This window comes from Acinetobacter sp. NEB 394 (genome assembly GCF_013374795.1).
GTDB classification, from domain to species: domain Bacteria; phylum Pseudomonadota; class Gammaproteobacteria; order Pseudomonadales; family Moraxellaceae; genus Acinetobacter; species Acinetobacter johnsonii.
This window is the reverse complement of sequence record NZ_CP055277.1, coordinates 278,907-293,003: the sequence shown is the minus strand read 5'-3', so window position 1 is coordinate 293,003 and position 14,097 is coordinate 278,907. Positions and strand designations below refer to the sequence as shown.

The following is a 14,097-nucleotide window of genomic DNA, read 5'->3' as shown; positions in this document are numbered from 1 at the left end:
TTGTGTTCATTACATCATTAAGACTTAGTTTACCCTAACTTCACTGCTACGTTGATAGCCATCGACATAATGCTCTAACTGAGATAAGGCCCAGTCAATATCTTGGTCAATTGCGGTTAAATCAGACATTTTCTCAAAAATAGGCCGCAATTCATCTAAAGAAAAATATTTTTCAAAAGACCGTAAAATTCGGCTATGTTCAGTTAATTGAGTGTCCTTATGATCAATCAACAACTCCTCATACAGTTTTTCACCTGGTCGAAGTCCCGTAAACTGAAGTGCAATATCCCCTAAGCCTTTTTCATCCATAGGTTTAAACCCACTTAGACGAATCATCTGTTTAGCCAAATCAACAATTTTAACGGGTTCACCCATATCCAGTAGAAAAACATCTCCGCCTGTTCCCATTGCCCCCGCCTGAATCACCAACTGCGCAGCCTCAGGAATGGTCATAAAATAACGAGTCACCTCAGGGTGAGTCACTGTAACAGGTCCACCTTTTTCAATCTGTTTTTTGAACAAAGGAACGACAGAACCTGATGAACCTAATACATTACCAAAACGAACTATACTGATTTGTGTTTGCGGTTTTGTGGCAGCTAAACCTTGGCAATACAATTCTGCCATCCGTTTCGATGCACCCATGACATTGGTTGGGCGTACAGCTTTGTCAGTAGAAATCAGGACAAAAGTTTCTACCCCTTGAGCCACAGCAGCGTCAACACTACGGGCCGTACCAATTGAAGTATTATAGATCCCTTCAAAGGGGTTGGCCTCAACCAAGGGAACATGCTTATAAGCTGCTGCATGGTAAACCGTTTGCACAGCATGGTTTTGCAATATACGTTCCAACTTTATTTGGTGAGTCACAGAACCTAGTATAGGCACTACTTCTACACCTGCGTTTTGTAATTCGCGATCAATGGAATACAGTGCAAATTCAGACATTTCAAATAAAACAAGGCATTTGGGTTGATGCTTCACGATCTGACGGCAAAGTTCTGAACCAATTGATCCACCTGCACCTGTTACCATCACCACTTTATTTTTAATATTTTTTTCTAAAAGGGCTAACTTTGGTGGTACTGGATCACGTCCCAGTAAGTCAATAATGTCAACTTCTCTAATGTCGGAGACTTGAACGCGCCCTCCTACCAGTTGGGTAACTCCTGGCAGCTCCATAATTTTGACATTAGACGGTTCAAAAGACTCAATAATTGCTTTTTTACGTGCACGACTTACAGATGGCATAGCCAGTAATATTTCTTCGATGTGAAACTTACGAAATGCTCCGAGTGCCTTTTTGGGTGAAAAGATTTTTAGTCCGCTTAAAGACTGCCCTTGCAACGAAGCTTTATCATCAATAAAACAGACGGGCAAATAGTCATCCGAGCGATATAATGCGGCCGCAATTTGTTGCCCCGCAAGCCCTGCACCATAAATCGCGACACGTTTACGATTTTGCTTTTTCACAAAAGTACGCAGTGTGGCATAGCGAATCACAGCACGGCTCCACCACATCCAAGAAAACAGCACAAAGCCGTACATGAGCGGAATGCTCATAGGAATAAAGGCTAAACCAAGTTTCTTAACCGCATATAACCCAACAATTTGAATAAATGTCGCAATCGAGATCCGTAGCAAATAGTCTTCATTGAAGGAGCGTACAATCGCGCTATAAATGCCGAGTAAGGCAAAAATTGCAACACCAAAAACACCGACATACAGATACCAGAAATCTAAGCCTTCCATCACGGGAACATTGGGTTTGGCTAGTCGAATGGCATAAACCAGCCACATCATCAAAGGCAAAACACAGATATCCATGACCACTAAAACAGCTTGTTTTTGACGGCGCGGCAAAGATGCAATGACTCGGATAATGTCTTTCACGATGGGCTCAATGGTTTAGATAAAGGCAAAAAGTTGCATAACAAATTATACGCTGTTTCACATGGAGATTTGTGAGATCACCTGTTGGATACTATCCACCGTTTTTTGCATATTGCTGTCAGACAAAGTCGGATGTACCAAGAACATTAAACTGCTTTCTCCCAAGCTTTTGGCATTAACCAGTCGTTGCTCAGGACGCCACGGCGTTCCATCGAAGGCTTTTTCTAAATACACTTCTGAACATGAACCACTAAAGCATGGCACACCCAGTGCATTAATTTCCGCCATAATGCGATCACGTGACCAACCTTCTGGCAATTGTGCTGTATTCACTTGTACATAAGCCTTATATGCCGCATGAACATAATTCGCAGGTGGCATTGGCACAGTAAAATAAGGGTTATTTTCAAAACTTGCTAAAACGCGACGCATATGCGCATTACGCACTTGCGTCCATTCTGGCATTTTTTGGAGTTGTAAGCGTCCGATGACAGCCTGCATTTCCATCATGCGCCAGTTGGTGCCAAAGCTGTCATGTAACCAACGAAAGCCGGGCGGGTGCTGTTTGTTATAAATGCTGTCAAAGTTTTTACCGTGATCTTTATATGACCACATTTTTTTCCATAAATTTTCATCATTGGTGGTGACCATACCGCCTTCACCACCTGTGGTCATGATCTTGTCTTGGCAAAATGACCATGCGCCAATATGCCCAATTGAACCTGCGGATTGACCGTTATAGAATGCACCATGGGCTTGAGCACAATCTTCGATGACCCAAATCCCATTTTCCTCAGCCAACTGCATGATCGGATCCATATCACACATCCAACCCGCCAAATGTACACAAATAATGGCTTTAGTTTTCGGAGTAAGAATAGCTTCAATGGTACGGCGTGAAATATTCTGTGAATCCAGCTCAACATCGGCAAAAACAGGATTGGCACCAGCCGTCACAATTGAACTGGCAGATGCAAGAAATGTCCGTGAAGTGACGATCACATCATCGCCTGTGCCAATGCCAAGAGCTTTTAAGGCCAAATCCAGTGCGACTGTGCCATTGGCCACGGCAACTGCATGCTTGGTTCCTGCAAACTGTGCAAATTCTTTTTCAAACTCACGGCACTCTTGTCCTGTCCAATAATTGACTTTATTGGATAAAAGGACCTTTGACACCGCATCTGCTTCAGCTGAGGTGAAACTTGGCCACGGTTCAAATGCAGTGTTTAACATGAGTTTTTCCTAAATTTATCATTTACTGGTCAGTATACGGGCAGGATTTCCCACCACTGTTACGCCCGCAGGCACGCTTTTGGTCACCACAGCGCCCATACCCACCACAGCACCACGACCAATCACCAAAGGTTGCGCAGGTGTGCCTTGTTTAATCACGGCACCTGCACCAATATAAACATGGTCTTCTATATGAATATTACCGTTGCATTTTACGCCCGGTGCAAACGTGACGAAATCACCAATCACACAATCATGTTCAACATAACTGTATAAATTGGCTTGAAAACACTTACCGATTCTGACATTTGAGCCAATGGTGACAAATGGACTTAAAGCAGAGCCTTCATCGAGCTCAAGCTGATCCATTAGAACGACATTGTCCGCGATGATCGACCAAAGCTGAATGCCATCCATCTTTAAACGCTGAGCGATCTTTTCTCGTACATGACTATTGGCAATGGCAATTTGTACGTATTTTTCTGAAGCCGTTTCATTTAAAAATGCGAGGTAATTCATGGCACGATGAGCGTTTACTTCTGCAACCGATTCCAAGGCATCATCAATAAATACAATTTCTGAAGCATCGCTTTCACGTGCTAATTGTTGACGTGCTACAGGCATTAAGCTCCGCCCGCAACCCGAAGCCCCATATACTGCATAAAGCTTAGTCATGTTTAGTGCCTGTGAATTTATGCATGGTCACTTCACCCTCTGCACTAATATCATCTTTCGCGAGCACTTTTTTAACAGTTTTTAGCATGATTTTAAAGTCAAGCCAGAGGGACTGATTTTCAACATACCATGTGTCGAGCTCGAACTTCTTTTCCCATGAAATGGCATTACGTCCATTCACCTGCGCATAACCCGTGATGCCGGGACGTACCTCATGGCGTTTGGCTTGCTCGCTATTATATAAAGGCAAATATTCCATCAACAAAGGGCGTGGCCCCACGATACTCATATCGCCTTTAATCACATTCCATAACTCCGGCATTTCATCCAAACTGGTAGCACGTAGCATTTTACCGAAAGGCGTTAAACGCTCACTATCGGGTAGCGGATTGCCTGCGGTATCCAGTGCATCTTTCATGCTGCGAAACTTAATCATTTCAAACGGCTGTCCATATAGGCCCGGACGCGTTTGGCGAAAAAGTACGGGAGAACCCAAATTCTTTTTTACTTTATACGCCACCAGCGCATAGACAGGAGATAACAACACCAAAGCCGTTGAGGCGATTACGACATCTAAAATTCGTTTCAGCATGCTTAAACTCCCATCTCAGACATCATGTGGGCATTCACTTGATGGACATCATATTTCTCTAAAGCGATTTCACGCGAACGCTGTCCCATACGTACCATCAGTTGAGGGTCATTAATAAAAGTTTGCATAGCTTGCACTAACTCTTCAACCGACTTCACTGGCACCAAATACCCATTCTGACCATGGATCACTGTTTCTCGGCAACCCGGAGCATCGGTGGTGATAATGGCACGCCCCATCGCCATCGCCTCAAGTACGGTGCGAGGTGTACCCTCGCGATAAGATGGCAGTACATAGACCGAACTGGCTGCAATTGCAGGTCGTACATCACTAAGTTTACCCCAATAATTGACGACTTTCTCTGCCACCCACGTATCTAGTTCGGCTTGCGCAATTGCAGCAGGATTTTCATCAATCCAACCCACCAAATGAAACTCGACTTTTGGATGCTTTGCTTTAATGATGCGAGCCGCTTCCGCATATTCGCGTACGCCTTTATCCCCCAATAAACGAGCAATGAGCAAGAAAGAAGCCTTTGCTTGTCCGTGTTCATTTTTAGGCAAATCCAGTACTGCAAAATCCTGCACATTCACCCCAGAACCATTCACCACCACCGTCGGTTTTTGAGGCGATACGAGTTGCATACTTTGAAATAATTTTAAGTCGTCTGGATTTTGAAAAAAGACTTTATGGGCATGTTTGAGTGCATGTGCATATAGACCATGCACCATTTTTTGAAAAATACTGCGTTTACCCGATTCCGCATTTTGAAAGGCATAACCCAAACCCGTAATCAAGGCAAAACGATGAGGCACTTTTGCCAACATTGCAGCCAATGTGCCATAAATGACTGGTTTGATAGTATAAGACAATACATAATTAGGCTGAATTTGGCGAATTAGCTGATACATCGTTTTTAAAGTTTTGAGATCTTGAATTGGGTTGGTTCCTGTACGTTGCATGGGCACCGTATGCACCTGATAACCCAATTGCTGCAATTGATTCAGTTCATCAGGATAGTCTTGTAAGTCGGGCGCTAGGACATGTATTTCTAAACCCTGAGCATGAATCGCCTCTAACAATTTACCGCGAAAGTTCAGTACAGACGGTAGATAACTACTGATCATCAAAAATTTCATCAACCTTGTCTCCATACCGTCATGTATTGCTGGCTCACGTGCTGAATACTAAAGTTCTGCTCTACCCGCGCCCGTGTTTGTTGCTTTAAACTGTGCTTATCAGCCTGCGACAATTTTACATATTCTAAAATAGCCGCTTTCAACGCTGCTACATCGCGTGGCGCAACCACCCAACCCATATCTTCTACGATATATTTGGCATCCCCAACATCTGTCGTGATACAAGGTAAACCTGATGCCATCGCTTCGACCAAAACATTCGGAAAACCTTCCGTAATCGAAGTCATCAAAAAAGCATCCAACGATTGATAAAAAGCCGGCATACCCGAGACTTGATCGAAGAGCTGTACTTTTTGTGGATCTAACTGATGCTCAGCAAACGCTTGTTTGATTTCAGGGGTGTCTAAATTGGCACCACTCCCCGCAATTTTAAAAATAATCGGCTGATCTTTAAGTTCAGCAATCACTTGCAATAAATATGCATATCCTTTAGCTGTATGGTAGCGCCCTGCAAAACCAATTGTGATCGGTTCATGCAATTGCTCATTTACTTGAAACTGATCTAAGGCAACACCATTGGCAATCACCTGCTGATTTGCATTGTTAAAACCAAACGCTTGATGTTGCTCAAGGGATGAATGCGCACAATACACAATGCCTTTCGGCTGCTGAGAGAAAATCTTGCTGAGGTTTAATGCCACTTTGGTACTCAGCGACTCTTCTTTAGGTGATGCCAGTGAATGATGAACCCCCCAAAAAACAGGTGGTTTTTGTTGCATACCCAACAGACTTAGACTGGTCATCACATTGGCATGGTACATCCAACCTTGTACCACATTTGGTTGAATCTGTTGCAGTAGTGTTCTGAGTTTAAGCATGACACTAAAACTGTTTATACCCTTCCAATTTAAACTGTAGTGTGAAGAGCACAGCTTCAAGGTTTCGGCATAAACATTGGATACATGCATTAATGAAATAATAATGTGTTCATACTCTGCCTGCGTTTGCGCAACCAAACGGGACAGCATCATTTCAGCGCCACCCACACCTGCGAAGTTGGTAATCACATGTACAACCACAGGTTTGTTCATACTGCCAACCCCATCATCTGAGCATAGCGTTGCAATACCGTATCTTTATGGAACTGCTGACAGTGCTGTTCAAATTCAGCCGCAGTATATTGCACACCGTCTGCACAAAGCGCTTGCTGCATAGCCTCTGCTAATACAGGTGCATCATCGCAAGGCACCAATAAGCCGAATTTGGCATTATCCAAAATTTCCATCGGGCCACTTGGACAATCGGTACTCACCACTTTAATTTTTGAAGCTAGCGCCTGAATCAGCACACCTGGCAAACCTTCCCAATTTGAACTCAATACGAACAACTCAGCATATTTGAAGTAAGCATAAGGATTGGCATCAAAACCGGGTAAATCCACAACATCGTGTAGACCCAAGTCAGCACGTAAATGTTCCAGTTCCTGACGCAACTCACCTTCACCCAAAATGATCAATCGGGTATTCGGCTGCTGTTGATGTAACCTAGCAAAGGCACGAATTAAATTGGCAAAGTTCTTTGCTTCTGTTAAACGTCCAACCGCCATGATGACTTTAAGATTAGGCTCAAAAAAACGATGCGTTACAGGTGCTTGAAGTTTGACAAAATAACTGTCATCAATCACGGGGTTGTAAATGGTGACTAAATTAGACTGTTGATAGCCATAGTATTCACGAAAATCCTCTAACACCCCATTGGATACACAAACCACGCGATCCGCCATGGGATAGCTATAGTTCACGAGGCTTTTCAAGACAAACTTAGAAAAACCTTGCAGTTTCATATTTTTCGAAGGTGTCGATACTTCACGGAAGATTAATTTAGTTTTGACTCTAGCCAGTTTCTTGGCAAAGGCACAAATAATATTGCTATGGGTTTGGGTGGCAACGACTGCAACGTACTGCCCTGTTTTTAATTGTTGTTTCAGTGGCATCAAAGCATTCACCACTCGCCCACAGTTCAAATCAAGCAGTTGGATTTTAGTACTAACCTCAGGACGTAATTTTCCCTTTTCACCCTGTATATTACAGACAGCCAAATCCACCTGAATACCTTGCTCAGCAAAACTATTGGCTAACTGGATGACAGTTCGCTCAGCCCCTCCACCACCCAGTGTTGGTAAAAAGAACATCACTTTATTCAACATCATAAAACCCACTTAAACCTAAAGCTGAGATTGTTTTTGTGCTTGAAGCTCAATCGCACGCTGCACACGTTGAGTATAGTCCTGAACCTCTGCAAGATCAGAATCACTGGCACAAGTGGTTTTGATTTTAGCTTGGAAATCATCAAAACTGCTCACCACTTTGGCAGGTACACCAATTGCTACACTATTATCAGGAATATCTTTCGTCACCACTGAACCTGCGCCAATCACCACATTTGAACCAATCGTGACCCCCGGCATAATGATGCTATTGACCCCAATAAAAACATGAGAACCCACATGAATAGGGGCAAAACGTTGATAACGTTTACCTTGCGCATCATAAACGAGGCAAGTACTACCATCATGAGTAATAAACTTGACGCCTGAGGTGACTGTAACGTGATTTCCTAGATGAATCAGAAAAGGTTCAGAACCCCAACTCTTGATATAAATTCGACAATGCTCACCAACAGTCACACCTTTTTTACGCGCGTAGGCAATACTGCCCTTGGACATAAAATAGGTTAAATCAAACACTGTGTTGAAAATTGACTGAATCAATGCCATGTATCAAAAAACCCAAGATAAATAGATAAATGTGCGACAAAAGTATTGCAATGGGCTATTTTACTCTCAATTGTGCAACACGGATATGCTCTGTCCAACAGAGTTTTATTTTATTTTTTTCGCAGGTGTTCCCACGTAAACACCCGCCTCTGGAATGCTTTTACTCACCAATGAACAGGCGCCAACCACCACATTATTGGCGATATTGACACCATCAAGCACGGTTACTCGGGCACCAAACCAAATGTTTTCACCGATTTGGATCCCCTGTTTGGTAATTTGGTCTTTGACCAAAACCTCAGGATCATCAAACTTATGGTTACTGGCGATCATAATACTTTGCGTACCAATCCGGGTATTATCCCCAATGCTTAGATCACCACAGCCATTGAGAAACGATTTGGAGTTGATACTGACATTCTGTCCAATTTCAATCTTGCCGCCAAAACATTTGATATAACAACTTTCACCAATAAAACTGTGATCACCAATACCAAGAGAGGCACCTTGTTCCACAATAATCGTAACGTCATCTCCAATATAGACATTTTTTCCGATACTCACGGCACCGCTAATATCGAGCTTGGTACGCTTCCCAAAATATTTAAACTGACTTGAAAATGCCATGTTATACAGCGCTTTACGGCACTGTGCAGAGAACCAGTTGAGCAACTTCAAAGTTTTAAAAAACATCACAATTTTGCTCTCCACACCACATATAAAATGGAAAAATTATAAAAAATGAGTGCTACGGGAACAGCCAAAAGCATATAAATTTTATCATTCATCATGGTATAGAGCGCAGCAAACAAAACGAACTTTAAAATCAATTCCACAATTTGCAGTCTAAACAAAACTTGGCTGTTTCGTTTCGCAATCAGATAAGCTGAACTAGGCGGATTACAAAAGACCGCCCAATAGCCCAATGCCAAAATTTGGAAATAGGTTGAAATACCAACCCATTCATGGCCAAAAGCCCACAAATAAACACTTTCAGGTAATACAAAAAATACTGCAAAAAATGGCAATGAAATCAGGCTTAGAATCACACTGCTTTGCAAAGCCTGACGATTGGTGTGCGCATGTTTCAATTTGCGAATAAAAAATTGGCGAAGGGTTTGCGACATTAGGTTAATTGGGACACGGAGCGTGCGTTCAACAATGGCGTAAAAACCCATTGCCTGTACACCGACAAAATGTGAAACCACATAGTAGGGAAGATTATGTGAAAAGCTATTTAGAAGTGCATGCGGCGTATTGCTATAGATAAAATCTTTGTAATGTTTAAATGCCTGCCAACTCACGGTATAAAGGTGATTTTTCAGAATATAAAGCACGACGATAAGCAGCATAATCAGTGAGCTTACCGCATAGCTACCAACCAAGCTAGTATTCATCCATAAAGGCAAGCTTAACTGCACCACCACCACAACTAAGCTTCTAAAAATATTCAGCCCTGCGCAGAAATATTCGGCATGTACTGAAAACTTATAGTTATAAAGGCTTTGAATCAAGGTATTGGCAAGTATTCCACTGCAAATTGCCCAGATCATCGGTCCATCAAAGAACCAACTCAAAACACCTGCTGAAAGCAATGAAATAACGGTCGCAAAAACCGCACCTTCGAAAATGAGGCTTTTTTGATGCTGTTGTTCTGCGACCAATTGCGCTTGATCTAAACGCAAATTTGCTACCGTAGATAAAACACTAACGATGGCTAAAGCAATGCCATATTCACCAAAATTTTGAACTGAGTATAAGCGCGTTAAAAAAGGCAGGGCGATAAATGTCATTATCGCCCCCACTAATAAACTGGTGGTGATTAAACCAATCGACTGGTATTTGGCGAACAGACGCGCAATCATGTCAGCCCGTTCAGGTCAAATTATTGACATACCAACGCATTGCCAACTGAATGCCTTCAGCAATCGGGTATTCAGGCGCATATCCTAAAGCCTGTTGAATTTTGGCAATACTGGCTTGTGAATGGCGCACATCGCCTGCACGAAACTCACGGTAAACTGCAGACTTTGCATAGTTAATCGAATTTTCAAGCAATGCCACTTGAATCGCAGCATATAGATCATTCAAAGTGGTACGATCACCCACAGCCACATTATAAACTTGGTTTTTCGCCTCATCAGCGGCTGTAGCCGCCAAAATATTGGCTTGAACCGTATTCTCAATAAAACAAAAATCGCGGCTGGTTTCACCATCACCATTGATGAAGACATCATCGCCAGCAATCATTGACGCAGTCCATTTGGGAATCACCGCTGCATAAGCACCATTTGGATCTTGGCGTTGTCCAAAAACATTAAAATAGCGCAATCCAATCGCCTTAAAACCATAGCTACGGGCAAACACATCTGCATATAGCTCATTCACATATTTGGTCACGGCATACGGTGAAAGTGGATTCCCAATATTTTCTTCAACTTTAGGTAATCCCGGATGATCACCATAGGTTGAACTGCTTGCGGCATAACTAAAACTTGAAACATGCGCATCACGTGCTGCCGTCAGCATATTCAAAAAGCCACTGATATTGGTGTCATTGGTCGTGATCGGGTCAACAATCGAACGCGGTACAGAGCCCAAAGCAGCTTGATGTAAAACATAGTCCACACCATTACAGGCTGTTTGACAGTCCGCAAACTGACGAATATCTCCCTCAATGAAATTGAAATTTGACCACTGTGCCTCTGAGACACATCCTTTCACTTCATCAAGATTATGTTGATAGCCTGTCGCAAAATTATCTAACCCGACCACTTTCTGATCCAGCTTTAACAAGGTTTCAAGCAGGTTTGAGCCAATGAATCCTGCAACACCTGTGATCAACCACGTCTTTGGGGCGTATTTTAATTGCTCGCAAACCGTTTGATACTGATTCATGCTCTTTCCTACTTTAAACATTATAAACGAAGATCAGATTCAGCTTGATCCAGGACATACTTTAAGTCATATAAAACATGACTTTCTTTACCTAAAGCACGAATAGCATCAGCACCCATCACCTTAAATTGCTCATGTGCGACCGCAAGAATAACGGCATCATAGGTTTGTGCATTTAAAGTAGGGACTGGGGTAATACCATATTCACTTTCAGCTTCAATTGTGCTCACCCAAGGGTCATACACATCAACATCGATATGATATTCTTCAAGCTCTTTCACAATATCAATGATGCGGGTATTCCGAATATCTGGACAGTTTTCTTTAAAACTGAGACCCAAGACCAAAACCTTTGCACCTTCTACCTGAATCTTCTTTTTCACCATACTTTTAACAAGTTGGGTGACCACATAAGCACCCATGCCATCATTAAGACGGCGACCTGCCAAAATAATTTCAGGATGGTAGCCAATCGATTGTGCTTTATGGGTTAAATAATACGGATCAACCCCAATACAGTGCCCACCCACTAAACCTGGGCGGAACGGTAAAAAGTTCCACTTTGTCCCCGCGGCTTTCAGGACATCTTCGGTGTCGATGCCCATTTTATTGAAGATCAATGCAAGTTCATTGATTAAGGCAATATTGACATCACGTTGTGTGTTTTCAATCACTTTTGCCGCTTCTGCAACTTTAATACTCGGCGCCTTGTGCGTCCCTGCTTCAATAATAAGGTTATAAACCTCATCGACAAAATCAGCAGTTTCAGGTGTAGAACCTGCCGTAATTTTTAAAATATTGGTCACACGGTGAAGCTTATCCCCTGGATTAATCCGTTCAGGACTATAACCCGCAAAGAAATCTTGATTGAATTTTAAACCTGATACTTTTTCTAAGACAGGAATACAAGCTTCTTCTGTTGCACCCGGATAAACGGTTGACTCATATACCACGATATTGCCCGATTTTAGGACTTGGCCGATGCTCTGTGACGCTTTAATCAATGGGGTTAAATCAGGTTGTTTGAACTCATCAATCGGTGTTGGAACGGTCACGATATAAAAGTTACAACTTTCTAAATCTGCTAAATTGGCACTGTAGGTCAATTGGTTCGCCTGAGCCAACTCATCTGGAGAAACCTCTAAGGTATGATCTTTGCCTGACACAAGTTCATTAATACGCGCTTGATGAATATCAAAACCAACCACAGGCACTTTTTTACCAAACTCTACGGCCAAGGGTAGACCAACATAACCTAATCCGATGATGGCAATTTTTAGATCAGCGAGTTGTAGCATGGTACAGCCTTGTGCAATTTTAAGAAAAGAAGATCAGAGACCTGAATGCAGCACAATATAGCAGAAATTTGATTTTTTTTAATGACTAAATTGTAGGTTGCTGACACACTGTCTTATTAACTTTTTTATGGCAGCAGATGATTTTTGTAGGCAATAAAGTCATCAATAAGTTTTTTATTTTCTCTTGAACTATGTCTTAAAAATGGAAAAATAAACATCTTTCAACCACACTTATTACTCGTCACCCATTTTCTATTAACACCAATATCTTTTTAAGCGATAACTAACTCGTGCCACCAAAATCAAGTATAAATCGAAGATCATATTCTTTAAGGTATTTTTTAGATATCGAGTCGCTCCAGCTCTTATGGAAAATCTCATATAGATAAAACATGAACCTTATCTACCACCTGAATCTTGGATAAGCAATTGACTTGAAAAAGAGAAAGACTAGAGCCATCAGTTAAGTTACCACACCAAACTCACAGCTCTAGTCCTTATGTTCGATAGCACCCAATTATTCTGTGTCATTGATGATTTTTTTCTAAAATTTGAATCAATCTATTGGAAATTTCTAAAACAGAACTTTCAACGCCTAAGACGTCGACCTGCTCAACTCAGTATTTCTGAAATTAGATTTATTGCTGTTTGGTACAAGTCCTCTCATTTTAATAATTTCAAAGCATTCTTTACGTCATTAAAACTGGACAAAAAACATTTATTTAAACAGCTTCCTTGTTATCAACGCATGATTCATCTGATCAATGTCCATCAACTGGCTTTATATGCCTTGCATTTCGCTTTGATGAAAGATTAGCAAAGTTCTGATATGGATCGATTCAACGACATTAGCTGTCTGTAAAAACCAGCGAATACAACGGCATAAATCCCTAGCAGCAATTGTAACCCGTGGTAAAAGTTCTATGGGTTGGTTCTTTGGCTGTAAGCTGCATGTGCTTATGAATTAGTCTGGTGAAATGCTCAGTACAGCTTTATCAAATGGGCATACCGCAGATATTAAAATGGTTGAACAGTTAGTCAAAGGTATGACTGCCAAACTGTATGCTGATCGTGGCTATATTAGTCAAGAATTAAAGAGCAAATTAAGAGTACAAAATACTGATTTAATTACTTATCACCGATAAGAATATGAAATCTATACAATTATCAAAAGCAGATGAATACCATCTGAAACAACGCAATAAAATAGAAACTTTATTCAGCTTGCTGAAAGGGACGTACAATCTAGTGACAACTCAAACTAGAAGTGTTGCAGGCTATTTAGCTGGTATTTATGCATCTTTATGTGCTTATCAAATATGTCATCAAAATAAGCCGATGATTCGTATTATGGAAATATCGGTTAAGCAGGATTCGGGTTATCTATATAGTGTCTATTCATATACTGTCGAGGTATAAATACTATTAGATCAAAATAAGATGCGATCTTTATCATAAACCTCTTAAGCTTAGAATAGAAACAACCTTTATTTTGTATGACAAACGTTTATATATTCAAATCCTTATAGTTTTTTTAAGGACTTCGGCATATATTAATTTGAAAATGTACTGGTGGTACAAAACACGTCATTC

General features: G+C 41.5%; 12 protein-coding genes and 1 pseudogene. 1 reads left to right on the top strand and 12 read right to left on the bottom strand.

The features are described 5' to 3' along the window. Positions 1-24: 24 nt before the first annotated feature. From HUK62_RS01350 to tviB, 12 genes are all read right to left on the bottom strand, one after another. Positions 25-1,893 carry a nucleoside-diphosphate sugar epimerase/dehydratase gene (locus tag HUK62_RS01350; protein WP_176536886.1) on the bottom strand — a complete coding sequence of 623 codons (1,869 nt, stop codon included), beginning with the start codon at positions 1,891-1,893 and terminating at the stop codon, positions 25-27. A 57-nt stretch (positions 1,894-1,950) separates the two neighbouring features. Further along, positions 1,951-3,126 carry a DegT/DnrJ/EryC1/StrS aminotransferase family protein gene (locus tag HUK62_RS01345; RefSeq protein ID WP_176536885.1) on the bottom strand — a complete coding sequence of 392 codons (1,176 nt, stop codon included), beginning with the start codon at positions 3,124-3,126 and terminating at the stop codon, positions 1,951-1,953. 18 nt (positions 3,127-3,144) lie between these two features. Further along, positions 3,145-3,801, bottom strand: a complete 657-nt coding sequence (locus tag HUK62_RS01340; RefSeq protein WP_176536884.1) for an acetyltransferase — start codon at positions 3,799-3,801, stop codon at positions 3,145-3,147. Further along, positions 3,794-4,393, bottom strand: a complete 600-nt coding sequence (locus HUK62_RS01335) for a sugar transferase (RefSeq protein ID WP_176536883.1) — start codon at positions 4,391-4,393, stop codon at positions 3,794-3,796. The genes HUK62_RS01340 and HUK62_RS01335 overlap by 8 nt, the downstream gene beginning before the upstream one ends. A gap of 2 nt (positions 4,394-4,395) precedes the next feature. Then, positions 4,396-5,532 carry a glycosyltransferase family 4 protein gene (locus HUK62_RS01330; RefSeq protein ID WP_176536882.1) on the bottom strand — a complete coding sequence of 379 codons (1,137 nt, stop codon included), beginning with the start codon at positions 5,530-5,532 and terminating at the stop codon, positions 4,396-4,398. Beyond that, positions 5,532-6,623 (bottom strand): glycosyltransferase, encoded by a 1,092-nt coding sequence (locus tag HUK62_RS01325; protein ID WP_176536881.1) that lies wholly within the window; start codon positions 6,621-6,623, stop codon positions 5,532-5,534. Before HUK62_RS01325 ends, HUK62_RS01330 begins: the two co-directional genes overlap by 1 nt. Beyond that, positions 6,620-7,741, bottom strand: coding sequence for a glycosyltransferase (locus tag HUK62_RS01320; protein WP_228723724.1), 1,122 nt, complete (start codon positions 7,739-7,741; stop codon positions 6,620-6,622). The genes HUK62_RS01325 and HUK62_RS01320 overlap by 4 nt, the downstream gene beginning before the upstream one ends. 15 nt (positions 7,742-7,756) lie before the next feature. Continuing rightward, positions 7,757-8,308: an acyltransferase gene (locus HUK62_RS01315; RefSeq protein ID WP_176536880.1), complete on the bottom strand. Its 552-nt coding sequence runs from the start codon at positions 8,306-8,308 to the stop codon at positions 7,757-7,759. A gap of 105 nt (positions 8,309-8,413) precedes the next feature. Continuing rightward, positions 8,414-9,001 carry an acyltransferase gene (locus tag HUK62_RS01310; protein WP_176538423.1) on the bottom strand — a complete coding sequence of 196 codons (588 nt, stop codon included), beginning with the start codon at positions 8,999-9,001 and terminating at the stop codon, positions 8,414-8,416. After that, the gene (locus HUK62_RS01305) at positions 9,001-10,173 is read right to left on the bottom strand and encodes an oligosaccharide flippase family protein (RefSeq protein WP_176536879.1); all 1,173 of its coding nucleotides are present in this window, start codon (positions 10,171-10,173) and stop codon (positions 9,001-9,003) included. The genes HUK62_RS01310 and HUK62_RS01305 overlap by 1 nt, the downstream gene beginning before the upstream one ends. A 10-nt stretch (positions 10,174-10,183) precedes the next feature. After that, positions 10,184-11,206: an NAD-dependent epimerase/dehydratase family protein gene (locus HUK62_RS01300; RefSeq protein ID WP_176536878.1), complete on the bottom strand. Its 1,023-nt coding sequence runs from the start codon at positions 11,204-11,206 to the stop codon at positions 10,184-10,186. Positions 11,207-11,226: 20 nt separating this feature from the next. Then, on the bottom strand, positions 11,227-12,504 hold the full coding sequence (tviB, locus tag HUK62_RS01295; RefSeq protein ID WP_176536877.1) for a Vi polysaccharide biosynthesis UDP-N-acetylglucosamine C-6 dehydrogenase TviB: 1,278 nt from the start codon (positions 12,502-12,504) through the stop codon (positions 11,227-11,229). Between the two features lie 499 nt (positions 12,505-13,003). Here tviB and HUK62_RS01290 point away from each other — a divergent pair. Next, positions 13,004-13,923, top strand: a pseudogene (locus HUK62_RS01290) (IS982 family transposase). The last annotated feature ends 174 nt before the right edge of the window (positions 13,924-14,097 follow it).